Source organism: Marinococcus sp. PL1-022, from assembly GCF_033845285.1.
GTDB lineage: Bacteria > Bacillota > Bacilli > Bacillales > Marinococcaceae > Marinococcus.
The window spans coordinates 2,551,131-2,576,956 of record NZ_JAWXCX010000001.1 but is presented as its reverse complement, the minus strand read 5'-3'; the positions used below and the strand labels follow the sequence as shown (position 1 = coordinate 2,576,956).

At 49.1% G+C, this 25,826-nt stretch carries 22 protein-coding genes; 16 read left to right on the top strand and 6 right to left on the bottom strand.

Annotated elements, in window-relative coordinates; all coding sequences use genetic code 11:
• Positions 1 to 4: 4 nt before the first annotated feature.
• Positions 5 to 739: an SDR family oxidoreductase gene (locus tag SIC45_RS13230; protein WP_319632497.1), complete on the bottom strand. Its 735-nt coding sequence runs from the start codon at positions 737 to 739 to the stop codon at positions 5 to 7.
• 146 nt (positions 740 to 885) lie between these two features.
• Between SIC45_RS13230 and SIC45_RS13225 the strand changes: the two genes are divergently transcribed.
• From SIC45_RS13225 to SIC45_RS13205, 5 genes are read left to right on the top strand one after another with little or no spacing between them, the layout of a single operon-like run.
• On the top strand, positions 886 to 1,560 hold the full coding sequence (locus SIC45_RS13225) for a GntR family transcriptional regulator (protein WP_319632496.1): 675 nt from the start codon (positions 886 to 888) through the stop codon (positions 1,558 to 1,560).
• Complete coding sequence (locus SIC45_RS13220) at positions 1,553 to 2,737, top strand: amidase (protein WP_319632495.1); 1,185 nt, start codon at positions 1,553 to 1,555, stop codon at positions 2,735 to 2,737. Before SIC45_RS13225 ends, SIC45_RS13220 begins: the two co-directional genes overlap by 8 nt.
• A 14-nt stretch (positions 2,738 to 2,751) precedes the next feature.
• Entirely contained in the window at positions 2,752 to 4,365 is a 1,614-nt protein-coding gene (locus SIC45_RS13215; RefSeq protein ID WP_319632494.1) for a gamma-glutamyltransferase family protein, read from the top strand.
• Between the two features lie 23 nt (positions 4,366 to 4,388).
• The gene (locus SIC45_RS13210; protein WP_319632493.1) at positions 4,389 to 4,946 is read left to right on the top strand and encodes a chromate transporter; all 558 of its coding nucleotides are present in this window, start codon (positions 4,389 to 4,391) and stop codon (positions 4,944 to 4,946) included.
• Positions 4,943 to 5,473, top strand: a complete 531-nt coding sequence (locus tag SIC45_RS13205) for a chromate transporter (protein ID WP_298787389.1) — start codon at positions 4,943 to 4,945, stop codon at positions 5,471 to 5,473. Before SIC45_RS13210 ends, SIC45_RS13205 begins: the two co-directional genes overlap by 4 nt.
• Here the strand turns inward: SIC45_RS13205 and SIC45_RS13200 are convergent.
• Both SIC45_RS13200 and manA read right to left on the bottom strand, forming a co-directional pair.
• Positions 5,465 to 6,067, bottom strand: coding sequence for a class I SAM-dependent methyltransferase (locus SIC45_RS13200; RefSeq protein ID WP_319632492.1), 603 nt, complete (start codon positions 6,065 to 6,067; stop codon positions 5,465 to 5,467). The two genes, SIC45_RS13205 and SIC45_RS13200, sit on opposite strands and share 9 nt — an antisense overlap.
• A gap of 77 nt (positions 6,068 to 6,144) precedes the next feature.
• The gene (manA, locus tag SIC45_RS13195) at positions 6,145 to 7,113 is read right to left on the bottom strand and encodes a mannose-6-phosphate isomerase, class I (protein ID WP_319632491.1); all 969 of its coding nucleotides are present in this window, start codon (positions 7,111 to 7,113) and stop codon (positions 6,145 to 6,147) included.
• 395 nt (positions 7,114 to 7,508) lie between these two features.
• On the opposite strand from manA, the gene SIC45_RS13190 reads away from it, so the two are divergent.
• The 5 genes from SIC45_RS13190 to SIC45_RS13170 all read left to right on the top strand — a co-directional run bounded on the left by SIC45_RS13190 (position 7,509) and on the right by SIC45_RS13170 (position 12,749).
• Complete coding sequence (locus SIC45_RS13190; protein WP_319632490.1) at positions 7,509 to 8,492, top strand: ATP-binding cassette domain-containing protein; 984 nt, start codon at positions 7,509 to 7,511, stop codon at positions 8,490 to 8,492.
• The gene (locus SIC45_RS13185; RefSeq protein WP_319632489.1) at positions 8,489 to 9,319 is read left to right on the top strand and encodes an ABC transporter permease; all 831 of its coding nucleotides are present in this window, start codon (positions 8,489 to 8,491) and stop codon (positions 9,317 to 9,319) included. The genes SIC45_RS13190 and SIC45_RS13185 overlap by 4 nt, the downstream gene beginning before the upstream one ends.
• A gap of 757 nt (positions 9,320 to 10,076) precedes the next feature.
• Positions 10,077 to 10,775, top strand: coding sequence for a response regulator transcription factor (locus SIC45_RS13180; RefSeq protein WP_298787383.1), 699 nt, complete (start codon positions 10,077 to 10,079; stop codon positions 10,773 to 10,775).
• Positions 10,759 to 12,234, top strand: a complete 1,476-nt coding sequence (locus SIC45_RS13175; RefSeq protein ID WP_319632488.1) for an ATP-binding protein — start codon at positions 10,759 to 10,761, stop codon at positions 12,232 to 12,234. Before SIC45_RS13180 ends, SIC45_RS13175 begins: the two co-directional genes overlap by 17 nt.
• A gap of 86 nt (positions 12,235 to 12,320) precedes the next feature.
• Positions 12,321 to 12,749 carry a hypothetical protein gene (locus SIC45_RS13170; protein ID WP_319632487.1) on the top strand — a complete coding sequence of 143 codons (429 nt, stop codon included), beginning with the start codon at positions 12,321 to 12,323 and terminating at the stop codon, positions 12,747 to 12,749.
• A 47-nt stretch (positions 12,750 to 12,796) separates the two neighbouring features.
• Here the strand turns inward: SIC45_RS13170 and SIC45_RS13165 are convergent, their stop codons facing one another.
• The gene (locus SIC45_RS13165) at positions 12,797 to 13,087 is read right to left on the bottom strand and encodes a DUF3892 domain-containing protein (protein ID WP_319632486.1); all 291 of its coding nucleotides are present in this window, start codon (positions 13,085 to 13,087) and stop codon (positions 12,797 to 12,799) included.
• A 222-nt stretch (positions 13,088 to 13,309) separates the two neighbouring features.
• Between SIC45_RS13165 and SIC45_RS13160 the strand changes: the two genes are divergently transcribed.
• Together SIC45_RS13160 and SIC45_RS13155 are read left to right on the top strand one after the other, a co-directional pair.
• On the top strand, positions 13,310 to 16,903 hold the full coding sequence (locus tag SIC45_RS13160; protein WP_319632485.1) for an Ig-like domain-containing protein: 3,594 nt from the start codon (positions 13,310 to 13,312) through the stop codon (positions 16,901 to 16,903).
• Between the two features lie 73 nt (positions 16,904 to 16,976).
• Complete coding sequence (locus SIC45_RS13155) at positions 16,977 to 18,674, top strand: hypothetical protein (RefSeq protein WP_319632484.1); 1,698 nt, start codon at positions 16,977 to 16,979, stop codon at positions 18,672 to 18,674.
• Between the two features lie 63 nt (positions 18,675 to 18,737).
• Here SIC45_RS13155 and SIC45_RS13150 read toward each other — a convergent pair whose 3' ends face one another.
• Together SIC45_RS13150 and SIC45_RS13145 are read right to left on the bottom strand one after the other, a co-directional pair.
• A complete protein-coding gene (locus SIC45_RS13150; protein WP_319632483.1) occupies positions 18,738 to 19,955 on the bottom strand; it encodes an AraC family transcriptional regulator in 1,218 nt (405 codons plus the stop codon).
• 305 nt (positions 19,956 to 20,260) lie between these two features.
• Positions 20,261 to 21,754, bottom strand: coding sequence for a UDP-N-acetylmuramoyl-L-alanyl-D-glutamate--2,6-diaminopimelate ligase (locus tag SIC45_RS13145; RefSeq protein WP_319632482.1), 1,494 nt, complete (start codon positions 21,752 to 21,754; stop codon positions 20,261 to 20,263).
• Between the two features lie 181 nt (positions 21,755 to 21,935).
• On the opposite strand from SIC45_RS13145, the gene SIC45_RS13140 reads away from it, so the two are divergent.
• The 4 genes from SIC45_RS13140 (at position 21,936) to SIC45_RS13125 (ending at position 25,813) form a co-directional block, all read left to right on the top strand.
• Positions 21,936 to 23,537: a sensor histidine kinase gene (locus tag SIC45_RS13140; RefSeq protein WP_319632481.1), complete on the top strand. Its 1,602-nt coding sequence runs from the start codon at positions 21,936 to 21,938 to the stop codon at positions 23,535 to 23,537.
• Positions 23,530 to 24,210: a response regulator gene (locus SIC45_RS13135; protein WP_298787372.1), complete on the top strand. Its 681-nt coding sequence runs from the start codon at positions 23,530 to 23,532 to the stop codon at positions 24,208 to 24,210. Before SIC45_RS13140 ends, SIC45_RS13135 begins: the two co-directional genes overlap by 8 nt.
• A 151-nt stretch (positions 24,211 to 24,361) precedes the next feature.
• Positions 24,362 to 25,339, top strand: a complete 978-nt coding sequence (locus SIC45_RS13130; protein WP_319632480.1) for a tripartite tricarboxylate transporter substrate binding protein — start codon at positions 24,362 to 24,364, stop codon at positions 25,337 to 25,339.
• Positions 25,340 to 25,354: 15 nt separating this feature from the next.
• Positions 25,355 to 25,813, top strand: a complete 459-nt coding sequence (locus tag SIC45_RS13125) for a tripartite tricarboxylate transporter TctB family protein (RefSeq protein WP_319632479.1) — start codon at positions 25,355 to 25,357, stop codon at positions 25,811 to 25,813.
• Positions 25,814 to 25,826: the final 13 nt, after the last annotated feature.

Below are 25,826 nucleotides of genomic sequence, written 5' to 3'. Positions count from 1 at the left end.
GGCCTTAGCTGCGCAAAAATCCGCCTTCGGAGTGAATCACCTGTCCGACGATCCAGTCTGACTCGTCCGACAGCAGAAAGGCAATAGCTTTGGCCGCGTCTTCCGGCTGTCCAATCCGGCCTTTGCTGAATTTTTTCGACAGCTCTTTTTCCATGGCCGGGTCCATCCACCCGGTGTTAGTCGGGCCCGGATTGACGGCGTTAACGTTGATATCATACGGGGCGAGCTCGGCGGCAAGGGATTCGGTAAATGCCCGAACCGCTGCCTTCGTCGATACATAGGCGATTTCGTTTACCATCGGGCCGAGGTCCTGCCCGGAGGTCAGGTTTACAATTTTTCCGCTGATGCCAAAATCAATCCACCGCTGGGCGATTTTCGTACTAAGCAGAAAAGGAGTACGCATATTAACGTAATAATGCTCGTCAAGCGATTCCCCGTTCAGACGCTCGTAGCTGTCGTTGGCCGAGTAGGCAGCGTTGTTGACGAGCGCGGTCGGAAACAGCGGCAGTTCGTTCAGCTGGTCGATGAGTTCATCCGGTGCGCCCGGGTTCGAGAAATCGGCTTCGATATAATAAATTTCGATGCCACGGTTTTCGAGATGCAGTTTAAATTCTGCAGCCCAGTCGATATCTGAGCCCCAGGTAGTGAAAATAATATTTTCCCCCCGCTCGGCAAGCAGACGGCAGACGGCAGCACCTATTCCCTGATCATGGCTCACTCCGGTTACTAGTGTTGTCATTGTATCGTCCTCCTTGAGCTTCTCTTCATTTAAATATGAAGGAAAAGCGCCGATAAAGTAAACTAAAAACTAGTTTGCAGAAGAGGATTTTTCTGCTAAAATAATAAAAAATGTTTGTGATCACAGATCACAAAGGAGCGAGTGATGTGAATCAACCGTCTTTGCACGTCTCAACGTTACGTACAGAAGTATACAATCTGCTGAAGCAGCAAATTATTCAGGGAGAGCGGCGTCCGGGAGAGAAGGTAACCATCCGGAAGATTGCTGAGGATTTCGGGGTGAGCACGATGCCGGTCCGGGAAGCGATCACGACGCTGAAAACTGAAGGATTTCTGTTTGAAGAAAAACGAAGTGTTTATGTAATCCGACTGTCTGCCAGCGAAGTCCGTGAGCTGTTTGCTATCCGTAATAAGCTCGAAGAACTGGCGGTGGCATGGGCCTTTGAACAGATGAATGAAGAAAACCTGCACAGGCTGAAGAAGCGAATCGCGGAGATGGACCAGCACGCTTCGGAACCGGTGGAGTGGAGAAAGCAGAATCGTTTGTTTCATCAGATATGGTATGAGGCTTCCCGTTCGGAGCCGCTGATAAAATCGCTCGAATACGTATGGAGCCGGATTGAAGCGTACATGAACATCTATACAAATATTGAATCAGACGTGCATTCGATCCACATGTCCCAGGAAGAGCATAAACAGATGCTGGCTCTGCTGCAGGAGAATAAACGCGAAGAACTGCTCCGTTTAAACAAAGAGCACGCGGAAAAAACGGCGGAAGCCATTATTCAGGCCATTTCCGAGGAGGATTCAACAAATGAATAAACAGGAAGCGTTTATGAATAAAAAGCTGCGGCTCGAACCTACGAGAAGCGGTAACCTTTCCGACTATACGTTTGCCGTGAAAGACGTATTCGCGATTCACGGCGAAAAAACGTCGGCGGGCCATCCGGAATGGCTTCGAACCCATCCGGAAAACACAGCTACTGCGCCGTCGATTGAACGCCTGCTCCGGAGCGGGGCGGCACTGGCTGGAACGACCATCAGCGACGAATTAATGTACAGCCTGCACGGTGATAACGTCCATTACGGCATGCCGGTCAATCCGGCCGATCCGGAAGCAATACCAGGCGGTTCCTCGAGCGGATCGGCGTCAGCGGCGGCGTCCGGCAGCGTCGATTTTGCCCTTGGCACCGATACAGGTGGCTCGGTGCGCGTGCCATCGTCCTATTGCGGCCTGTACGGCATACGTCCGACACACGGAGCCGTCTCCCTTGAGGGTGTCGTTCCACTCGCTCCAAGCTTTGATACCGTCGGGTGGATGAGCAGGAACCCCAAGGTTTTACAGCAGGTCGGGGAGGCACTGCTTCCATCAGGGGAAGCAGAAACACCGTACCGGACGATCTGGTGGGAGGAAGAGGCCTGGGCTGATTATGCCGATGAACATAAGCAGGCGCTTGGAAAAGTATTTTCTGCAGTGCAGGCGCAGGCAGAAACACTAAATGAAAACAGGCTGGCTGAGGATTCGCTTGCCGAATGGGCCGAAGTCTTCCGGCTGCAGCAGGCCGTGGAAATTGGAGAGGTGCACCGGAAATGGATCGAAGAGCATAAACCGTCATTTGGGCCCGGAGTCCGGGACCGTTTTGCATTTGCCACCGACACCCGGCGGGAGGATTATCCCCATATATTTGAAAAACGAAAGCAGCTGCAGCACGAGGTGCAGCAACGACTTGGGAATGACACGGTGATGGTGATCCCGACTGTTCCCGGGCCGGCGCCGAAAATTCAGACCGGAGAGAGTGAAATCCAGGCGGTGCGGAAGCGTACGATGCAGCTGACCTGTATTGCAGGTATTGGCGGGCTGCCGCAGGTGACCATTCCGGTGGAAGGACCGGGTGGAGCCCCGATCTCGATTTCGATTATTGCAGGCCGGCACGATGACCGCCGGCTGCTGTCCTTTGTCCAGCATGTCGTCCGGCATCTTCAACATTCTGAATTATAAAAGGAGCGATTGTCATGATTTCATTTGATCCGCACCATCATCCCTACGCCTCCTACCGCACGCCAACGTACGGCAAAAAAGGCATGGTCGCCACATCACAGCCGCTTGCTTCCCAGATAGGTCTCGACATTTTAAAAAAAGGAGGCAACGCTGTGGATGCAGCCGTCGCTGTGGCAGCAAGCCTGACTGTGCTCGAACCGACCTCCAACGGCATTGGAGGGGACGCCTTTGCACTCGTCTGGATGGATGGTGAGCTTCACGGCCTGAATGCCAGCGGCTATGCGCCGGAGGCGCTTTCCATCAACGGGCTGTATAAAGACGGCTACGATGAAATGCCAAAGCGGGGGCCGGTACCGATCACCGTGCCCGGGGCTCCGGCCGCATGGGCAGAGCTCTCACGTGCTTTCGGAAAGCTTCCATTTTCCGAATTGATCGCCCCGGCTGTGGCTTACGCCGAGGAAGGCTATCCGGTAGCTTCGACGCTCGCAACGCTGTGGGATTCTGCCTTTGAGACGCTGGAAAAGGAACTTGATCCAACAGTGTTTGCCGACTGGAGCCGGGTGTTCGCCCCGGACGGCCGCACACCGACAGCAGGGGAGCTGTGGAGATCCAGCGGGCATGCGGAAACGTTAAAGGAAATCGCTGACACAAAGGCAGAATCGTTTTACCGCGGAGATCTGGCAAAAAAAATAGATACCTACATGAGAGAGCAGGGAGGCTATCTGCGCGCCAAGGATCTGGCGCTGTATAAGCCGGAGTGGGTGAATCCGATTTCGGTGCATTACAAAGGCTATGACGTATGGGAGATTCCACCGAACGGTCAGGGGATTGTGGCGTTAATGGCACTGAACATATTAAAAGGGCATGATTTTCAGGAGCGCGACAGCATTAACACCCTTCATTATCAAATGGAGGCGATGAAGCTTGCGTTTGTGGACGGAGAGGAATATGTGGCCCAGTCGGATGCCATGACCCGGAGCACCGAAGAACTGCTCTCGGATGCATACGGAGAGGCCCGGCGCGGTGAAATTGGAAACGAAGCGAAGGTCCCCGAAGCAGGGGATCCATACGGCGGCGGCACGGTATATCTTGCCACGGCTGACGGGGAAGGCAACATGGTGTCGTTTATCCAGAGCAATTACATGGGCTTCGGCTCAGGAATGGTCGTGCCGGAGACCGGAATTGCCCTGCATAACCGGGCGCACAACTTTTCCATGGATGAAAAGCACGCCAATGGGCTGATGCCCGGCAAGCGTCCGTACCATACGATCATTCCCGGCTTTTTGACAAAGGGGAGCAACCCTGTCGGCCCGTTCGGGGTGATGGGAGAATTCATGCAGCCCCAGGGCCACATGCAGATGATCATGAATACGATTGATTTCGGCCTTCATCCGCAGGCCGCCCTGGATGCACCGAGGTGGCAGTGGAAGCGGGATACCCTGATTACGGTGGAGCCCGACTTCTCCAGGGCAGCCGCTCAGGCGCTGAGCCGGAAGGGCCACACGATAAAAATAGAAACAGAGTCCTCGAGCTTTGGCCGCGGACAGATTATATGGAGAGACCCGGAAACCGGAGTGCTCTGCGGGGGCAGCGAATCCCGCACAGACGGCAATGTAGCTGCCTGGTAATAAAGAAAAAAGAGGTGGAAGTGATGCAGTGGAAAATTTTTCTGGCCTTCTTCCGGGTTGGCATTTTTGGCTATGGGGGAGGCCCGGCGTCGATTCCACTTGTGCAAAAAGAAGTGGTGGAGCACTATAACTGGATGACCGACGAGGAGTTCGGCGATACACTCGCGATTGCCAATACGCTGCCGGGACCGATCGTCACCAAGCTTGCCGGCTATATCGGCTACAGCCGCGGCGGCATTCTTGGGGCACTGAACGGAGTGACGGCGATCGTCGCCCCGACGGCACTGTTAATGATTTTGTTTTTCAGCATCCTGTCCCAGTACCGGGACGCTTCATGGGTGAGCGGCCTGGCAAACGGAGTGCTGCCCGTAGTGACGGTGCTGATGGGAGTGCTGACCTGGGGGTTTATTAAAAAATCCGGCGGCGACCTGGGATGGGTAAAGACGATCGCATTTATCATTGGAGCCGCTGTGGTGCTTGGTGTGCTCGGAGTGCATCCCGCAATCGTTATTGCCGTGCTTCTGATTGCAGCACTGGTGCAGAAGGATCCGGCTAAACGAGAGGAGGAGACCTCCACGTGATTTACTTAGAGGTTTTTATGGCATTTTTTATCCCGGGGATTCTCGGTTATGGCGGCGGGCCGGCGTCTATTCCGCTTATTCAGCACGAAGTTGTGAACCGGTACGAATGGATGAGCGTGAGTGAATTCAGTGAAGTGCTGGCCATCAGCAACGCCCTGCCGGGGCCGATTGCCACAAAAATGGCCGGCTACATCGGGTATGAAGTTGCCGGCTGGCCGGGGCTTGCTGCCGGTCTGTTTGCGACCGTTGCCCCGTCGTTAATTTTAATGATTGTCCTTATGGGCTTTTTATACAAATACCGGAACTCTCCGAAGGTAAAACGACTTACGGCTTACGTACGTCCGGTCATCGGGGTGCTGCTCGGCATTTTAACGCTGCAGTTTTTCACCAGTGCCTGGGAGGGCGCGGGCGGCTGGCAGACAGCCGGCATGCTGGTGGCAAGCTATCTGCTGCTTGAAAAAACAAAACTGCATCCGGCCCTGGTTATTGTGCTTGCTATCATTTACGGCATTTTGTTTTTAGGATGAGGGATCTGAAGGAAGAACAGCCTGCATGGATAATAAAAACCCCTGAAAATATGCGTCTGTCCGGGTGACGCTCCATCCGGCCTGTTCAATGTATGAACGGGTGGGCCGGTCGAGGTGGCAGCCGTCGCAAAAATGCTTCCACACCGGCGTTATATTGTGCTGCAGCTTGGCTGCGGCGGGTTGTGGCATCTGGACGTGCTCGAGAAAATAGGCTTCGGCGCCTGGTTTACATACTCGTTTTAACTCCTCCAGCACCCGGAGAGGATCGTCTACAGAACAGAGCACGAGTGTACAGGCAAGACTGTCAAAGGTATTGTCCTCGAAGGGCAGCCGTTCAGCCGAAGAGCCGAGCGTACGGATAGGAACCTGTGCGTGCAGCTGCGCCGGCAGAGACAGCAGGCGCATTCGGTCATTTGGCTCGATGGCAGTTACTTTGGTGGCTGCCCTGTAGTAAGGAAAATTTGCGCCGGGGCCGGAGCCGATCTCGAGAACATGGCCGGAGAGAGAGGGAATATGCTTCTGCCGGAGGGCATAAAGAAACTGATTTTCCACTGGCTGCATGATCGGAGTATACAATAGAGGAAAGATGTTCATCGTACCGCCGCCAATCTTTGTTTTTTTTATAGTATAACAAAACCACCCTCTGCCGTGCAGAAGGTGGTTTTCTGTATTTAGGAGGAGTGAAGGGAAGCATTCGGATGGGACACAATGCAGGTCACATGGCCATCGATCGTAAAATCGGTTACGTGATTCGGGACGAGAAAATGGTCCCCTTTTTGAATTGGGGCGCTGTCGGTCAGATTATCGACCGTTCCGCTGCCCTCAATAACGCTGCAGAGCAGAAACGGTGCTTCGCACGTAAACGAAGCTGTGCCGTGCACCTCCCATTTGTAGACGGAAAAGTAGTCTTCCTCCACAAAGGTGGTGACTTCTGCCTCACCGTCGGATTCGACGGAGGGTTCCACTTTCGCATCTTCATGAGGGAAATGAGTCACGTCGAGGGCCTGCTGCAGATGAAGCTCCCGCTTGTTCCCTTCATTATCGGTCCGGTCGTAGTCATATACTCGGTAGGTGACGTCCGAGTTCTGCTGGGTTTCCAGAATGAGCACGCTCTCGCCAATGGCGTGCATCGTGCCGCTAGGTACGTAAACAAAGTCGCCTGGTTTTACCGGTACTTTCCGTAAAAAGGCGTCCCATTCGCCGGCAGCAATAAGCTCTGTAGCCTCCGACCGGCTGTCGGCGTTGTGCCCGATTACGAGCTCCGCGTCTTCATCGCAGTCAATCACGTACCAGCATTCGGTCTTGCCGTATTCGCCGTTTTCGTTAGCGGCGGCGTACTGATTGTCCGGATGCACCTGTACCGAAAGATCCCTGGCCGCATCAAGAATTTTGGTCAGCAGCGGGAAACGGTCGCCTTTTAACGAACCGAACCACTCCCGTTTATCCTGCCAGAGGTCCATGAGCGTTTTGCCCGCATAAGAGCCATTCGCTACGACGCTTGAACCGTTCTGGTGGGCGGCAAAGACCCAGGCCTCTCCAGTCGAGGCCGACGGGATATCGTAATGAAAATGAGTATGTAGTTTATCGCCTCCCCAGATGCGTTCCTGAAAGATTGGTTTAAAAAAGATAAATTGATCCATGTTCAGCCTCCGTTTATAGTTGTGTCTCTCTTATTTAATATGACAAAGAGCAGAATGCTTTGCAATTCCTGTGTGAATGTTTATGAAAATCCGTACGTAAATTTTTTCCGGTTTCAGCGGAAATACGACCGGCGGACCACCCTATTATAGGATATAGTTAAGGTATAGAAAACGGGAAGGGGCAGCGCGTGAATCTGAGACTTGGCATGTGGAACCAGAAAGACGGTATACAGATGGAATATACCATAGCAGTGTTAAGTTTTTTTAAAGAATCAGCCGCAAAAATACGAACGTATGTTTTTATAGCAATCGAGAAGAAGTCCGGGCCGCATGGCAGTGCTATGATAAAAAGAAAGGGAACGGCTGGTATAAAATAAATAAGGAGGGCTCAAGCGATGGCTGACAATGCGGAGGAACAGAGACCGGCCGTGGTCGTTAAAGGTCTGGTAAAAACATTTGGAACGACCCGGGCAGTAGATGGCATTGACCTGGAGATGCCGGCAGGCACGGTATGTGGCGTGCTCGGTCCAAACGGAGCGGGCAAGACGACGGTTCTTCGCATACTTGCGACTCTTCTAAAGCCAAGCGAAGGCCAGGCAAGTGTATTTGGACATGACGTGGTGGAAGGGGCGGCGTTCATACGAAAGCGGATCAGTATGACGGGACAGTTTGCTTCCGTGGATAAAGACTTGTCAGGGTTGGAAAATCTTCATTTAATTGGTCGCCTGATGGGCTTCACGAGGGCCCAGGCAAAAGCCAGAGCGCACGAGCTGCTTTACGCCTTTGGGCTGGAAGAATCCGCAAAAAAACAGGTGAAGCAGTATTCCGGTGGGATGCAGCGCCGGCTCGACATCGCGTCAAGCATTGTGGTAACGCCGGATCTGCTGTTTCTGGATGAGCCGACCACAGGCCTTGATCCAAGAAGCCGCAACCAGGTGTGGGATATTATACGGATGCTGGTGGATACAGGCACAACGGTGCTTTTAACGACTCAATATTTAGATGAAGCAGACCAGCTGGCAGACCGGATCGCAGTAATTGACCAGGGAAAAGTGATTGCAGAAGGCACAAGCGGCGAACTGAAAGCGTCGGTGGGTGTGGGCAAGCTGCATGTCCGTCTTCAGGATCCCGGGCAGCGGCCGCTCGCTGCCCGGCTGCTGCAGCAAAAGCTGGGAACAGCTGTGAATTATTCCTCTAACGCGACGGGATTGACGGCCCAGGTGGCAGAGAACGACCTGGCGGTACAAATACTCGATGAATTAAATAAAGCCGGTATCGCTGTTTCAGACTTTTCTGTAGGCAAACCGAGCCTGGATGAAGTATTTCTTACGCTGACTGGACGTTCAGCCGAAGAGGAAGAAATGGAGGCGGAAGCATGAACAAAAAACAGGTTCCCCTCAGTCAGCAGGATGCACTAAGAGCCGCAGTGTCGTCCAGCGAACGTCCGAAAAACGCAGGCCCGGTCTCAGCGTCCCTTACCTTTGGAGGCAGAATGCTTCTGAAAATCAAATATGTGCCCGAGCAGCTTTTTGATATTACTGCTTTTCCAATTATCTTTCTGCTTATGTTCACCTATTTATTTGGCGGCGCCCTTGCCGGATCCACAGAAGCCTATTTGCAGTTTGTGCTGCCGGGGGTACTGGTATTGACCGTGGTTAGTATTACGATGTATACAGGTATTGAATTAAACAACGATATTACCAAGGGAGTATTCGACCGCTTCCGGACACTGCCGGTCTGGAGACCCTCTGTTCTTGTCGGGGCGCTGCTCGTGGATCTTGTCAGGTATTCGATTGCTTCTGTGATTATGATTACACTTGGCTTTATTCTTGGATTCCGGCCGGAGGGAGGGCTGGTCGGTGTGCTGCTGGGAGTAGGCTTACTGCTCGTGTTTGCCTTCAGTATTTCCTGGATTTGGACGACACTTGGCATTGTGATGAGGTCGGAAAAGTCACTAATGGGAGCAAGCATGATGGTTTTGTTTCCGTTAACGTTTATCAGCAACGTATTTGTCGATCCTGAAACAATGCCCAGCTGGCTTCAGCCGATTGTGGAGATCAACCCGGTATCGTTTCTTGTAGTAGCTGTCCGCGGATTTATGGGTGGAGAACCGGCCTTCGCTGAGGTCGGGTGGGTGCTCTTCGGTTCATTTTTATTAGTGCTTGTGTTTGCGCCGCTGACTATGTATTTGTACTATAGGAAATAATTGAACTTTTCCTGACTCAGTAACGTTTGTCTGCACTTTTTATTGTTCAGCTCCAAATGTTACCGGCTGCGGTCCGTTCAAGATTCATCCCGTTTGCGACTTCGTCTCAAGCCAGGCTGAATTTCGAGCCGTCCGAGCCGTTGATCAAACATTCTACGCTTTTCTTTTAAAAAAATTTCTTTTGACATTTTGCTGACACACAAACCACTTATAGTAATAAATGTAGAGGCCGCCACGGCTTATAACACTTCCGCGCCGCACCATGATTAACTTCTTAGAAAGCGGAGTGAAAGCCGGCTTCTGATACAGTTGCCACGTAAACGGCATCGAATCATCATTTTCTTCCGCCCTATATTTGCTGCATTGTCGAAAGGGAAAGTGCAACAAATGGCTGGCACACTTGAAGAAAAGGTGAGGATATGCAGCTTACTGGTTACCAGGACCTTAAATATGTTGACCCCCCTAGAACAACGATTGATCGTCCTGTAACTGCAGAATAAGTCGAAAAGCCATGTGGATACGATGGCCCTATGCAAACAATCCAATTGTGTTTTAGCTGGGTATTATTGCTCGGCTTAAGAGCTGCACTCACTCGGGTAGTGCACTCTTCATGGAATTACCCCCTAGATTCATATAGCTGTACGCCCTCGTTCCCCCGCGAGGGTCTTTTTTTTGTACCGGACCGCAGGGAAAACCCGTTTGTTCCTGCGCTTCGTTGATTTATAATGAAAGTACATAGAGAAAGGAGAGAGCATCTATGAGCTCGATTCTTGTAATTGAAGACGAAACATCAATCAGTCAGGTGCTTCGGGCCTATCTTCAGAAGGCGGGCTTTGAAGTGACTCAAATATATGAGGGAAACGAAGCCGTGGAGACGTTCGACCGTGGAGCATTTGATTTGGCCTTAATTGATGTCATGCTTCCGGGCCGGGACGGCTGGGCGGTGCTTGAACATATCCGGAACACGAGCGACTGCCCGTGTATAATGCTGACTGCTCTCGGAGATGTGGACTATCGTTTAAAAGGATTCGACGGCGGGGCGGATGACTACATTCCGAAGCCGTTTGAAGGAGATGAAGTGGTGGCCCGCGTCCAGGCTGTACTTCGGCGCAGCGGTAAAACAGCTTCTTCAGCGGAAGAGGAGCAGTACCTTAAACGGTTCGGAAGCCTGGTCATTGATGAAAAGGCGTACGCCGTGACACTGAACGGCCTGCAGCTGGACCTGACACCGCGGGACCTCTCATTGCTTATTTTTCTGGGCAATCATCCAAATCAGTTCTTTGACCGGGAGCAGCTAATTTCCCATGTATGGGGCATCGATTACGAAGGGAGCGACCGCGCAGTGGACCTGGCCATCAAGCGGATCCGCCGGTCGCTGAAAAACTGGCCGGTGGAAGAAGGAGAAATCAGAACGCTCCGGGGAGTGGGGTATCAGCTCAGTGTTAAAGAGGAATAAAGATAAAAAAGTTTCGCTGCTCCGCTACTGGACGACACGCTATTTTATTACGCTGTGCATCGGTTTAATTATTATCGGCCTGATTTCATTTTTCTGGCTCCGCTCCTACAATCTTGAACGGGGACTGAATGTTACCTCGTTTCTGGCGGATGAAATTTCAGAGGATTTAGCAGGTGCAGAAGATAATTCGATTGGCTTAAATGCCGACCTTGCCGCCTACGTGCGCGAGCGCCAGCAGGCATTCGATATTGAAACAGAGCCGCTTGTTTATGTCGTGGATAATAACGGAAACATCGTGTCCAACTCGTTGTTCGGAAATTCCCTCTATCAGGATCCTGTTGTATTTCCGGATTCATTTCTCGAGTCCGGCCCGCAGACGGTGAAGGTGCAGCAGGGGAGTCTGGAGCAGTACCTGGTAAAATCACGTATCCAGAACGACAACGGTTCCTTTGAAGGATGGGTGGTCATTGTCCAGCCGGCTGATTCATTAATTAAAGTTGGCGGCCAGTACCAATTGGTCGGCATTCTGCTGGTGAGCCTGGCCATATTGGGATGGCTTACGATTTACATCCTTTCCAAGCGGATGCTGCGCCCGATCAAGCAGATTGCTGAAGCCTTTCAGCGTGTGAAAGAAGAAAAGTACGCGATACGCATCGATACTGAAGCGAAGGAACGGGAGGTTGATGAACTGGTTACCGGCTTTAATGATATGACTACGAGGCTGGGCCAGCTCGAGAGCATGCGGACGGAGCTGCTTGCCGGTGTTACGCATGAGTTGAAAACGCCGGTCACTTCCATCAGCGGGATGGTCCAGGCAGTCAAAGACGATGTAGTGACGGGAGATGAGGCAAAGGAATTCCTGAGCGTGACGCTGGCTGAAACGGGCAGAATGCGCAATATGATCGCTGACCTGCTGGAATTTAATACCTTTTCCTCTCAGGGTGTGCCCACAGACATGCAGCCGTTGACGCTGGAGTCGCTGTTGAACGAAGTTATTCACCAGTGGTCGATTTCAAATGACACAGACCGGCTGGATATCCAAAAGCTGTACGGCGAACAGACACATGCGGTTTATACTGATCCCATGCGCTTTCAGCAGATTATGGTCAATCTTTTAAATAACGCAAACCAGGCAATGAATAAAGAAGGGACTTTAACTATTCAGTGTAGAGAAAAAGACGATCACATGGTGGCAATTGAAGTAATAGACAGCGGTATGGGGATTGACGAGGAGGAACAGCTGCTGGTGTTTGAGCGCTTCTACCGGGGAGAAAATAAAAAATACAGCGTGCACGGCCTCGGACTCGGGCTGCCTTTCAGTAAACTCATCGCCCAGGGGCTTGGCGGTGATCTGTATCTGCAGTCGAGCAGGCCGGAAGAAACAGTGTTTGTATTTGAACTGCCGCAGGACTTCCCGGACGAGGAAACGAATCATGAACAACAAACAGATGTAATGTAAAATCCTCTGCCTGACTTCTTCCTGACATGTTTCACTTATAAGATGAAGTGAGAATTCACTCTATGGATAAAAAAGAGGTTGAACTGATGAAAAAATGGATGTATGCCATCATTACCGCCTGTATACTGTCGAGTGTGGCCCTGCCGGCCAATGTATCGGCGCAAAAAAGTGAAGCCGAAATAGAACGGATGGGCACAGATATCCGGGAGAATGATTTAATGGAAAAAGCAGAGCGTTATGGCATAGCTATTAAGGATAAGGATGAACAGACCGTAATTGATGAAGTGCTTCTGTCGGAATGGAAGGAAAAAGCAGCCGCTTACGGCGTGGATGTTACTGAAGATGTGTCGCAGATGATGGCGGACGTAAGGGAAGTAGAAATTACCCAGGCCGCTCAGGCGCTCGGTATTGATGCAGAAGGAAAAGATGCAGAGGATATACTTGAAGAAATTTTAAACAACTATGCCGATGAAGCTGAAGCAGAGGGACTGTATCCGTTTGAACAGGAGCTATAAATGTAAAAAGCAGCGTTCTCCCGAAGGAGGACGCTGCTTTAATGCGGTTACGGGGTGTACGTTGGGTCAAACGTCGGAAGCTTTAACAAATTGTCTGTTGTTGACTGATCCGGATGGGTCCGGAGATAGGCCGGAGTGTTTGGATCTTCCGGATGGATGGTATCCACGCGTACTTTATCCCCGCCGTCTACGCGGTAATAGTAATCCTTGCCTTCATCAATGCTTGCGATCGCTTTTTCAATTGTTTCCTCGGTACCGTCCACCAGCTGTATATGCGTAATGTGCTCTTCCTTTTCCCGGCTGCCGCCTATATGAATGGCAGTAATTTGATAATCCATGAAAAGCCTCCTTATATTATTCGTATATTATGCGTGTTTCCCGAAATATAAATTTTTAATCCAGTGGTGTTTTCTTCAGGGTTAGTACGAAAGAAATGTTTATATTTAATATGTGTTTATATGTTGATAAAAATGTTAAAATATTGAAATTTTCTGATTTTAATACCTCCTAGACTACAAGTAGTAAGGGCCGAGAAGGCCTTAATCTAGGAGGGTGAATATATGCGCAAACATAGGAAGCCGATCGACTATGCGGCGAAAATGAACCGCAACAGAAGGCGGAGAAACTATCGTACAAGAAGCATGGTGGCAGCGGCTGCTCTACTCTTAGGAACTACAGTACCAACCTTTGGAAGCAGTGTCTCTGACTCCACTAAGGAAGGCATATCATCCTATATAAATACACTCAGCAATCCATTTGCGGCACAGACTGCGGAGGCGGCGGTTGCTGAAGTCGGGGTATTTGAAAACAATGAACTGGACGCTGAACTTTCTGAAGATAATCAAAGCCTGAGTTTGAACTATACGGCAGATAATATCGCTGATGTGGATCTGCTTGAAGATGGAAGAGTAGTATTTGCTTTTCCGGAGGAATTAGCGGGGCAATTAAGTGAAGATAATATATCTGGGCTCTCTGTAGATGGCGGGCTATTGGAAGTGAATGAAGGCTCTGCAAGTGCTGTTGTTGATGGTAATAAAATTATTGTAGATTATACAAGTTTAGTGAATGCTGAACTGTTAAGCGGGCTGGATGGCATAACCGGATTAGTAGGGTTGAATGAATTACTTGATGATTTAGGTATTACTGACAGTCTTAATGTCAGTTTTGACCTTGCCTTTGACGAACCTTTAGAGCCTGGAACTTATCCTTTATCCGCAGCAGCTGTAGACACAGATAACTTAGTTGATCTAGAGTTACTGGAAATAAGTGATTCAGGAAATGCTGAAATTACAGTAGATGATGCTGAAGCAGAGGCTCCGGGAGCCCCGGGTATTGATGGCATTGACAGCGATGACACAGTTGTAACAGGCACCGGCGATCCGGGTAACGACGTAACAATTTCCGCTAATGGAGAAGAATTAGGAGGAACTACCGTTGATGACGATGGAAACTGGAGTTTTGATATTGATCCACAGGACGAAGGCACAGTCATCAGTGCTGTACAAACGAATGATGACGGCGTTGAAAGTCCGGAAGAGAACGTAGAAGTTACGGCTGCGGATGACGGAGATGCAGATGTCGATGCAGACGTCATTTCCGAGGCTTCAATGGGAAGCAGCTATTCGGAAGAAGAAGAAACACTGAACTTTAACTACGATGTAGAATACTTGGCTGAAGCAGCTCTTTTTGAAGATGGGTATTACCAGTTTGAACTGCCATCAGAGCTTTTGTCAGAAGCAAATTATTCAGCAATTAATGTAACGGGTGCAGATGGAAATCTCGTAGAGGTCAATTTGAATGATGAAAGCGGAGACGCATTTGTCAGCGGCGATTCCATTTACGTTTCATCCTCGAGCCTTTTAGACGTTGATGTACTTGGCAGTGAATCTATAGGTGTTGAAGTAGTTTACAACGAACGGCCGGCAGCAGGAGATTATGAGATCACCGGCTCGCAGCTCGACGGTGATCTGGCAGATGCTGAAGTGCTGGCAGACTCTGAAGCAACAACTTCCGTCAGTATTCCTGCAGAAGAGGCAGTGGTGCCGGATGCTCCAGAGATCGATCCTGTGGACAGTGATGACGAAGAAGTCACGGGCACCGGAGACCCTGGTAACGATGTAACGGTTTCTGCCGATGATGAAGAATTAGGGGAAACAACGGTGGATGAAGAAGGGAACTGGTCCCTTGATATTGATCCACAGGATGAAGGCACGCAAATTACTGCCGTACAAACTGATGACGATGGTAACACCAGCGATCCGGACAGTGTGACCGTAACTGCCGCTGATGAAGTAGATGAGGAAGCACCGCCGGCACCTGAGGTTGATCCGGTGGATAGTGACGATACGGAAGTTACAGGTGACGGGGAAGCAGGAGCAGAGGTTAATTTAACTGTTGATGATGAAACGATCGGTACAGGAACGGTAAATGAAGATGGCACCTGGACAGTAGATATTGATCCGCAGGAAGCAGGCACTGATATCACTGCCACCCAGACGGATGAAGCCGGGAACGAAAGTGATCCTGAGACTGTTACAGTCACAGCTGTTGATGAGGGTGACGGAGATGCGGATGCCGACGGCGATGCAGATGTTGATGTTGACGTCATCGAAGATGCAGCAATGACCGGTGCTTATGACGAAACAGCCGATCCTGAAGCATTGGATTTCGAGTATACAGTTGATTACGCCGCAGATCTTGGACTGCTCGATGAAGATTATTACAGATTTGATCTCCCGCCGGAGCTTCTATCAGAAGCAGATGTTCAGGAAATCACGATCAGCGCTGAAGGCGGAGACACTATTTCATTAGATCTCAATGAGCAGGACGGGAACGCTTTTGTCGAAGGTGACAGTATCTTTGTTTCGACAGAAAGTCTGTTAAACCTTGGCGTGCTTGGTGAAGAAAGCATTAATGTTTCCGTCGCTTATAACGAGCGTCCAGAAGCTGGTGATTACACGATCAATGGAGTACAGCTGGAGGAGGCTCTAGTAGATGCGGACGTTCTCGCAAATTCAGAAGCTTCGGTAGATGTAACCGTTCCAGCTCTTGATGATGGAGACGGAGACGCGGACGCGGATGGAGATGCGGATGCCGATGGAGACGCGGATGCCGATGGCGATGCGGATGCGGACGGAGACGCGGATGCCGATGGAGATGCGGATGCCGATGGAGATGCGGATGCCGATGGAGATGCGGATGCCGATGGCGATGCGGATGCTGACGGAGATGCGGATGCTGACGGAGATGCGGATGCCGATGGAGATGCGGATGCCGATGGAGATACGGACGCCGACGGAGATGCGGATGCCGATGGAGATGCGGATGCTGACGGAGACGCGGATGCCGATGGAGATGCGGACGCCGATGGAGATGCGGACGCCGATGGAGACGCGGATGCTGATGGAGACGCGGATGCTGATGGAGATGCGGATGCCGACGGAGATGCGGATGCCGATGGAGACGCGGATGCTGACGGAGACGCGGATGCTGATGGAGACGCGGATGCTGACGGAGACGCGGATGCTGACGGAGACGCGGATGCCGACGGAGATGCGGATGCTGATGGAGATGCGGATGCTGATGGAGACGCGGATGCCGACGGAGATGCGGATGCTGATGGCGATGCGGACGCTGATGGAGACGCGGATGCTGATGGAGACGCGGATGCTGATGGAGACGCTGACGCTGACAGCGATATGACTCTGGATGCTCCGTCTATCGATCCTGTAACAGACGAAAGTCAGTCAGTAAGCGGAAGTGGAACTCCAGGAGCGACAGTAATGCTCATGGTAGACGAAGAAATGATTGGCACTGGAACGGTTAATCAAGATGGATCATGGTCCGTTGCTATTACACCTCAGGCGGCAGGAACGGAAATCACCGCAGTGCTTGAGGACGATGAAGGCAACGAAAGCAATCCAGAAACAATTACAGTGCAGGAGGCTTCTGACGAAGACAGCACTGGCAGTGAAGACGGCATGGATGACGATTCCAGTCAGAATGGTATGGGTGAAGGAAGCAGCAGCGATGAAGATGGCGGTATGCTTCCAGTTACAGCAACGAATACCCTGACTATTGGTCTTGCCGGCGCAGCCGCGGCAGCTCTTGGTGTTGGATTCCTGCTCTTCACAAGAAGAAGACGTCACCAATAATTGATGAAAAGCCCCCTGTGCCCGTTTCAGGGGGCTTTTCTTTCTATACTTAAGTAAAGAGGGGGAGCTTTCGATGAATAAAGAACAATGGAAGCAGGCCGTTCAGGATATACGAACATATCTTTCGAAGCAGGAAACCTTCATTCAAAAAACACATAATTCTTTTTATGGGACCGAAGCTCCTGTGCCTTTATTTTTAACCCTGGGTCATCGAAAACAGCGGGCGCGTGTGTATCCTTTACATGGAAATACACTGGAGACTGCTTTGAAAAAAGTTCATCAAAAAGGAATGAGTGTACTAAAGCAGCAGAATATCGAGTGGGTGAAGGTGGACGTGCCCATCCGTCTGGAACGCTGTACATGGAACGACCTGCTTGCCCTTTCGGCGGAGACAAAGAAAAATTATCTGCGTAAAGGCATCTCCTTTGATGATCAGTTCCACCTGGCGTTTCTGGAACAGGAAATTCATGCGAACGGTTTTCTTCATAAGAGCGACAATGGAGAAGGCGATGAATGGAACATGAAAAATTTAAACCTCTATGTTAAAAATTATCGTGATCAAAGGTATCCGGTCCGCCCGAACCATATGCAGCATATGATCTTATTTGACACCATCAGCTGGTTTTACGATTCAAATGAAGAGAAAACGTATGAGCTTGAAAGTGGAGGCGTCGATAATGGAAGAAGAAAAATAAATGATGTGGATCAGGAAACGGCGCTCGATGTTGTTTCGCAATCCTCCCGATTTTTAGAGCAGCAGGTGAAACGAAACGGACGATTTGTTTATGGTTATTTTGCCGGCTTTCATAAAGAAATTAAATGGTATAATATTCTGCGCCACTGCAGTACGTTGTACTCGATGCTTGAAGCGTATTCGCACACAAAAGATCACGATTTAAAGCTCAGCTGTGAACGGGCGCTTCGCTATGTGCTTCGTGAAGCTGTAGTTCCAGGCGAAAATAGCCGGGGAGAGCAATGTCTCTACGTGGTGGATAAAGAAAACGATGAAGAAATTAAGCTGGGCGCGAACGCTGCTGCCATTCTTGCGATCACGAAATACAGCTTGGTCTGCGATAATGAGACGTATATCGAAGAAGCGAGGTGTCTGGCCAGGGGAATATGTGAGATGCAGCTGGAAAACGGTCAATTTATGCATGTGCTGAACGGCTGGAATTTATCAGAAAAGGAACGTTTCCGTATCGTATATTATGATGGAGAAGCGGCTTTTGCACTCATGCGCCTGTATGCTCTCGATCCTGATGAACGATGGCTGCAGACTGTCACCCGTGCGTTTGATTACTTTATCGAAAATCGCCACTGGAAGCACCATGATCACTGGTTAAGCTATTGTACGAACGAACTGACCAAATACAGGCCAGAGGATAAATATTATCAATTCGGACTGAAAAACGTAGAAAAAAAGCTGGACTTTATCTATCACCGCATTACGGCTTATCCAACATTCCTGGAGCTGTTAATGGCAAGCTATCAAATGATTGAAAACATGAAAGCCCAGGGAAAGGAGTATCTGCTTGAAGGGTTCGATGAAGAAAAAGTGTACCGGACAATTGAACACCGGGCTGTGCACCAGCTGAATGGGTTTTTCTATCCGGAGCTTGCAATGTATTTCCGGAAGCCGGAAGCGATTCTCGGCTCCTTCTTTATTCGCCATCATTCCTTCCGGGTGCGAATTGATGACATTGAGCATAACATTTCCGGCTATTTGAACTATGCTGAACAATATGCTCCGGTTCGTTTAATGGAAGTATAAGGAATAGAAAAAACGATCCTCGGACGAAGGATCGTTTTTTTACACGGGAAAACCAGTAAATGGTTACCCCTGATACTTATGGCGGTAGATACGGGGAGTAGTCCCCGTCCACTTTTTAAACTGATAGGCAAAATAGCTCTGGCTCTGAAACCCACTGTAATGGGTTATATCTATAAGTGAATGATCGGAATAGGCGAGAAAATATTTGGCACGTTTAATACGTTCATTCAATAGGTATTCCTGGAGAGTTTGGCCGGTTTCTTTTTTAAACAAGCCTGAAATGTAATTAGGGTGACGCCCACACTGTTCAGCAATGTCATTTAAAGTAACATTTTCACAAATATTCATTTCAATATAGCTGATAATCTGTCTTACTACTGGAGAGTGGGAGTTAGCGAGTACTTCTTTAATTTCCCGTAAAAAGATGGAGACAATATCGATGGTTTCCTCTTTTAGCATATAAGGAGACTGTAAACGGGCACTGCTCTCAATTTCCTGAACGATCCGTTCACCGGTTTTCATCATTTTGCACGCTTTGGCGCCTGCTTCAATGCAGGCGCGGACCAATAGGGAAACCAGAACAATTAATGAATTTTTATTGGCACGGGTAGAAGTGGCACCCAGCTTGTACGGAGAATATGAATCAAACTCAGTTAACAGCGTAAAAACACGTTCATCTCCGTTTTTTAAGTGATAAAGGAATTCCTGCTCCAGCTCATAAGGGTAATGTACCGGCATTTCTTCTGGAAAAGCTTCTGAATTATTCACAGAAGGTATCCATTCTTCCTCGTGCTTTTCTAAAGAAGAAGCCCTTGCTGGAGAAGCAGTAACTGAAAGAGATAAGCTTTCCATTAAATAATGAATCTGCTGACTGTTTCGTTTAGGAAGAGAATTCAGGTGCTGGCGCCAATGCGATTCCTGTTTCATCGGAAGCTCGAGTTCAATTAATAGATTTCGTACAGAATGAGAAGAAAACTCCTCTGTAACAAAAGGGCCGGCAATGATAAAGCCCTCGATAAATGAAAGCCGGCTGGCAATCAGATAACAGCGGTGATATTTATCCTCATGAAAGAGAAAGCTTTGGTCTGCATGAAGCGAGGCCCACATGGCAGTCTGCGTTACCGCTTCGTACAAGCATGGCTTGTCGCTTTCTTCAACGGCGGGAACGCTGTAATATAAATATCCGTCAGAAAAGGCAAATGAAGCAGGCAGACCAGTAGTATGATAAAAAAGCGTAAGCTGATGAATAATTCTATCCCTATTGCCCTTCGAAATTCCCATACCTTCATTCCTCCCTATGCTGCTTAATTGTTCAAGCCATATGAATATAACGAAAAGAATGTTAAGAAAATGAAAGTTTTTTTGGTTATAAACATTAGAATGAACACAAGACTTATTCATCAACAGAAGACAGAGAGGGAAAAAGCTTGTATATAGTTGGGATATATATAGGCTTTTTTTCTTACATAGTTCGATTCTAGCAAAGAAAATATAATACATCAATTACTACTTATGGATAAAAAATACATTTATTATGAAAGAAGGACCAGGAGAGTTTGCAGCTCTCCTGGTCCTTTTAAAAATATTTATGATAATTGCCGGTCTTCCTGAAAATAAGCATCAATCACTTTAAGTTCATCGTAGGGCACATGCTGATCGTTGATCACCTGATAGCCGCCGAACCCAAGGCCGGTAATCACGACCAGGTCACCAGTTTCAGCCAGCGAGAGCGCCGTATGAATGCCGTCCTCGCGGTGCTTTCTTTTGTATACATTTTCCGCTTCGGGATCCTGGAAGCCCGAGGCAACGTCATCGACGATCCGCTGCCGGTTATACGGGCCGGGGTGGTCGACGGAAACAATGATGTGATCTGCTTTTCCGTCCACCGCTGCTGCCATTTTCGGACGTTTGGCCGGGTCCCGGAGACCGATCCCGGTAATCATGAGGATAAGCCTATTATGGGGAAGGCTTTTGACCGTCTCCACGACCAGCTCCAACGCGTCAGGCGTATGGGCGTAATCAAGGATAATCTGCTTACCCGGATAATCGGAGACAATCTGAAAACGTCCTTCCGCGCCCTGAATACCTGGAAGAGAGGACAGAATTTCGGATACCGTGTAGCCGACAGCAAGACACGATCCCACCGCTGCCAGCGTGTTGGAGATATTATATTCACCAAATACCGGAGCTCTGGCTAAGTAGGAGCGTCCCTGCACAGTCAGCAGAAAGCTCGAGCCGCCTGCATCCGTGCGGATGTTGCTCGCCATAATGTCTGCAGGGCGCCGGATACCGTATGTCCAGACCGGGCCGTCGAACATGTTTAAAATGTCCTCGGCCATGCCGTCATCATCTAGGTTCACCACGGCCTGGCGCGATTGCTGAAATAATTTTAATTTTGCCCGTTTATAGTTCTCCATCGTGCCGTGAAACTCCATATGCTCGGACACGAGATTGGTATGCACGCCCACCTCGAATTCGAGGCCGTGCAGCCGTTTTAAATCGATGGCAATAGAAGTCGCCTCCATCGCTACTGTACGCGTGCCTTCTTCATAAAAGGAGGCGAAAATATCATGAAGGTCTGCCGCTTCCGGCGTAGTAGGGGTGGTGGGCTTAAACGGGTGCTTGTTGTTTTTAGACCATACTCCAGCTGTTCCTATAATGCCCGCAGGCTCTCCTAAATTGTTCAGCATTGACCGTATATAAGCCGTAACGGTAGTTTTTCCGTTGGTACCCGTTACGCCGAAGAGGTTCATTTTTTTGTGAATGTGGTGGTGCAGATGTGCTGCGTAGTCAGCCATCGCCGTTTTGCTGTCCTCCACGAGAACGAATGTGACGGCCGGAAATGAGGCAGCATAGTGGCTCAGTGTATCACGGTCGCTTCCTACGATGGTGGACGCTCCGTTACGGACAGCATCCGGAATAAACGTATGCCCATCGATATTTTTGCCCGGTATCGAGACAAAGCAGCCATTTTCCTGGATTTTCCGGGAATCATAAGTGACGTGAGTGATTGTCGATTCAATTGGGCCGAAAACATCCTGAAAAGGCAGAGAAGTATTTTTTTTCCAGTTCCATTTCATCTATTAGTTTCTCTCCTTTCTGCTTATAGTCACAACTACCGGGGCAGGAAGTATGTGTCATACCCCATTCCCTATCAAATGGATAATTAATCCTTGTTTCCTAAATACATGTTTTTCTATGATAGGATAAAAGATACTTCACATTTGGAAAAAATAATTGCAGACGGAAAGGAGGGCCAAATTGAATCGCAAAAAATACAAGTTGCAGACAAAAATTGGATTCCTGGTATTTCTGCTTTTGCTGCTGGTGATTGTTCTGGCAAACAGTGTTTACGCCTGGAATGAATTCCGTCAGGAAACCAACGATGCCAGGCAGCTTGCCCTGCAGACCAGTCGATCCGTGGCAGGGTTCCCGGCAGTGGAAGATGCTTTTGAGAATGGGGAAAAGCAGGAAGCAGATGTGATTAGTGAACAGATACGCATGCAGGTGAACGCAGACCAGGTATACATAATTGATCGAAACAGCGAGGTAATTGCAGGGGATGGCAGAGAGCTTGATCCTGATTCGGGGGATGCGTATACAGCTTTAGTATTCGGCGGAAGCTATGTGAGAGAGGGCAGCACAGATAATGAAGAAGTCATCCGGAGTCATGCGCCTGTTTCAATAGACTACGGCGATTATACCTCTGTGGAAGGAGCGGCTGTTGTTGAATATTCCAAAGCTGCCATCAGGGCAGATGTGTGGAAGCAGACGGGCCGGACAGCTGCCATTTCACTAATTGTTCTGCTGATCGGAGCTGTTTGTACCGTATGGCTCTCCAGAAGTATCCGCTCGGATACGCTGGGACTGGAGCCTTATCAGATTGCTGATCTGTACCGGGACCGGGCGGCTATTATTGGCTCTGTGCATGAAGGGATTATTGCGGTGGATAATGATGATCGGGTGACGATGGTTAATAAAGCTGCGGAGGAGCTTCTGCAGCTTCCCCGAAACCGCGAAGGACTGCTGATTGAAGAAGTATTGCCCTCTTCCCGGGAAAGGAAGATGCTAAAGGACAGCTCAGTGATTCGAAACGAAGAAATAATAACGGCTTCAAAAACCTTAATTGTAAATGAAAGTCCAATAGCCCAATATGGACAGAGGGTGGGAAGGGTATTCACGTTCCGGGACAAAACGGAGATGAAGCAGATGATAGAAGCATTCTCTGATGTAAAAAAATATTCTGATGATCTGCGGGCCCAGTCCCATGAGTTCACGAATAAGCTTTACGCGTTAATGGGTCTTTTGCAGCTCGGTTATTATACAGAGGCAGAACAGATGCTGATGGATGAATCCAACGCTCAGCAAAAGCATACGAAGAAGGTGGTAGACCAAATCCGTGATGAAAAGCTTCAGGCTGTGCTCCTCGGAAAAGCCGCCGCCGCTTCAGAGAAAAAAACCAATTTTATTATTGATTCAGAATCTTTTCTATCCAGTATGCCAAAGCATGTGACTTTAACATCATTAATTATTATTGCCGGGAATTTAATCGATAATGCAATTGAAGCAGTGAATGGCCAAAAGAAACGGGAAGTAAGCTTTTTTGTAACGGATATTGGCAATGACATTGTCATGGAGATAAGAGATAATGGGCCTGGGATGCCGGAGGATCTTCAAACAGACCTTTTCCAGCAGGGTGCTTCTTCGAAGGGAGAGGGCCGTGGCTATGGCATGGCAAACGTTAAAAATGAAGTCGACGAGCTGGGCGGAATGATTGAAGTATATTCAAACCCGGAGGAGGGAACTGTTGTAAGTGTGTTTATTCCCAAAGAAAGAAATAAGGAGGGGGTACGTGATGCGTAAGGCGTTAATCGTGGAGGATGATTACCGGATAGGCATGCTGCACGAGAAGTACCTGGAAAATATTAATGGTATAGAATCCGCGGGTCACGCTCTGAATGCGAAGGAAATGTGGGAGCTGCTCAAGGAAAGACAAGCTGACGTGCTGCTGCTTGATATATATCTTCCGGACAGTATGGGAATACATTTACTTGAGGACCTTCGTCACTTTTATCCCGGCACAGACATTATTATTATTACGGCAGCCACGGACCGGGAATACCTGGAGAAGTCGCTGCGCGGCGGTATTGTTAACTATCTGATTAAGCCGGTGACCATTGAAAAATTTGAACAGACAATAAAGGATTATTTATCGAAAAGAGACTCCATGGATGCTGTGCAAAATGTGAACCAGCAATTCATTGATGATTATCTGTCCCAGCCGGTTGAATCGAAGCCTGCTGCAGATAAACGAAAGCTTCCGACCGGTATTGACTACTTGACCCTTGAAAGTGTAGAAAAGGTTTTACGCGAGGCTCACGGAGGACTTACTGCGGAGCAGGCGGCGAATAAAATAGGTGCTTCCAGAACCACGGCGAGAAGATATTTAGAATTTATGATCTCTGAAGGAGAAGCAGAAGCCCGGCTGGAGTACGGCATTGTAGGCCGGCCGGAGCGACATTATTATGAAATTTAAAAGAGTTCCTTTCCGAGCTCTTTTTTTGTGCACAAAATGAACAAAAAGCACCAAAAGAATTAAAAATGAGTAATTTTGAAAACGATTACAATTTACAGAAAAATCTATAAGATTGTTGATAGTATAACGAAAAGCGTGAGGAGGGGAATCATTGAAAAAATTAGTGCTGTTGTTATTATCCATTGCTTTTATCAGCGGCTGTTCCGCAGAGCAGTCCCAGGGTGAAGAAAGTGATTATCCGCCGGACTTAATTGAATTTGTGGCTCCGGCTACGCCTGGAGGCGGCTGGGATCTGACGGCCCGGTCAATGCAGAGAGCCCTGAATAATAATGATCTGGTGGAATCCGACATTAATGTAGTGAATAAACCCGGAGGCGGAGGCGAAGTGGGTTTTCAGTATTTAAAAAACAGAGACAGCAACACGCTGGCTGTAAACTCGAGCCTTTTATTCACCAATAATGCGTTAGGGCTAAGTGAATTATCCCATGAAGATTTCACACCACTGGCGATTTTAGCTACAGAATGGCAGTCCATCGCGGTTGGACCAGACTCGGACTATCAAGATTTAGAGTCCGTGATGGAGCAGCTGAAAAAGGATCCGGAATCATTAAAAATAGGAGTGGCGCCCGGGCTTGGCAACGATGACCATCTTTCATTTATACAGGCTGCCCAGGAATATGGTATAGACCCGTCAAAGCTGGATTTTCTAGTTTACGAGAGCGGTGGCGAAGTAGTTACAGCTCTGCTGGGTGGTCACATTGATGTTGCGACGATGTCAGTCTCGGAAGCAAGTGAACAGTATAAAGCCGACCGGCTGGATATTGTGGGAGTCTCTTCGGAGGAACGCCTGGATGAACTGCCGGAGGTGCCGACATTCAAGGAGCAGGGTGTAGATCTGGTCTTCCCCCATTGGCGCGGGGTTATGGGTCCTCCTGATATGACAGAGGAAGAGATTGCTTATTGGGACGAACGCCTGCAGCAGATGGTTGAAACAGAGGAATGGAAGACCATCCTTGAAAACAACCAGTGGGATGATTATTACATGGACGCAGAAGAGACAGAACAATTCATGGACGAACAGGAGCAAACGTATGAAGAGCTTCTGACGAACGCTGGTTTGACTGAATAGAAAGAGGTGCTTTGCATGACAGCGGTTAAATTATCGCTGCCGGCGGTGTTTATACTAACGGCAGTAGTTTTTATCATTGCGACATTAAATTTAGCTCAGGCCCAGCTTGGAAATGCTTTCGGGCCGCATTATTTTCCAATGGGAGCCTCCGTGCTGCTTCTCGTTTTGAGCGTCTTTTATTTCATTCGCTCCTACAAGGAGCGTCATCAGGAGCACAAGGAAGACGAAGATATACAGGCAATTGCTCAGGGCCGTACTCCTTATATTATCGTGGGAACGCTTGTTTTCGGAGTGGTTTATGCGCTTATATTTGACTTTGCCGGCTACATTATTGCCACTCTGCTGTATTTGGGAGTACTTATGTTCATTATTAACGGTAAATCCAGATGGCTCATCAATATACTTACAACACTTATTTTCACTTTTATGTCCTGGTACATTTTTGCGGAAATGCTGAATATCAGTCTGCCATAACGAACAGGGGGAA

Excerpts from the sequence above, each read along its gene's own strand:
- SIC45_RS13230 (WP_319632497.1), bottom strand. The coding sequence starts at position 739 with ATGACAACACTAGTAACCGGAGTGAGCCATGATCAGGGAATAGGTGCT.
- SIC45_RS13215 (WP_319632494.1), top strand. The coding sequence starts at position 2,752 with ATGATTTCATTTGATCCGCACCATCATCCCTACGCCTCCTACCGCACG.
- SIC45_RS13160 (WP_319632485.1), top strand. The coding sequence starts at position 13,310 with ATGCGCAAACATAGGAAGCCGATCGACTATGCGGCGAAAATGAACCGC.
- SIC45_RS13190 (WP_319632490.1), top strand. The coding sequence starts at position 7,509 with ATGGCTGACAATGCGGAGGAACAGAGACCGGCCGTGGTCGTTAAAGGT.
- SIC45_RS13155 (WP_319632484.1), top strand. The coding sequence starts at position 16,977 with ATGAATAAAGAACAATGGAAGCAGGCCGTTCAGGATATACGAACATAT.
- SIC45_RS13210 (WP_319632493.1), top strand. The coding sequence starts at position 4,389 with ATGCAGTGGAAAATTTTTCTGGCCTTCTTCCGGGTTGGCATTTTTGGC.
- SIC45_RS13170 (WP_319632487.1), top strand. The coding sequence starts at position 12,321 with ATGAAAAAATGGATGTATGCCATCATTACCGCCTGTATACTGTCGAGT.
- SIC45_RS13180 (WP_298787383.1), top strand. The coding sequence starts at position 10,077 with ATGAGCTCGATTCTTGTAATTGAAGACGAAACATCAATCAGTCAGGTG.
- SIC45_RS13150 (WP_319632483.1), bottom strand. The coding sequence starts at position 19,955 with ATGGGAATTTCGAAGGGCAATAGGGATAGAATTATTCATCAGCTTACG.
- SIC45_RS13220 (WP_319632495.1), top strand. The coding sequence starts at position 1,553 with ATGAATAAACAGGAAGCGTTTATGAATAAAAAGCTGCGGCTCGAACCT.
- SIC45_RS13165 (WP_319632486.1), bottom strand. The coding sequence starts at position 13,087 with ATGGATTATCAAATTACTGCCATTCATATAGGCGGCAGCCGGGAAAAG.
- SIC45_RS13135 (WP_298787372.1), top strand. The coding sequence starts at position 23,530 with ATGCGTAAGGCGTTAATCGTGGAGGATGATTACCGGATAGGCATGCTG.
- manA (WP_319632491.1), bottom strand. The coding sequence starts at position 7,113 with ATGGATCAATTTATCTTTTTTAAACCAATCTTTCAGGAACGCATCTGG.
- SIC45_RS13145 (WP_319632482.1), bottom strand. The coding sequence starts at position 21,754 with ATGAAATGGAACTGGAAAAAAAATACTTCTCTGCCTTTTCAGGATGTT.
- SIC45_RS13125 (WP_319632479.1), top strand. The coding sequence starts at position 25,355 with ATGACAGCGGTTAAATTATCGCTGCCGGCGGTGTTTATACTAACGGCA.
- SIC45_RS13200 (WP_319632492.1), bottom strand. The coding sequence starts at position 6,067 with ATGAACATCTTTCCTCTATTGTATACTCCGATCATGCAGCCAGTGGAA.
- SIC45_RS13185 (WP_319632489.1), top strand. The coding sequence starts at position 8,489 with ATGAACAAAAAACAGGTTCCCCTCAGTCAGCAGGATGCACTAAGAGCC.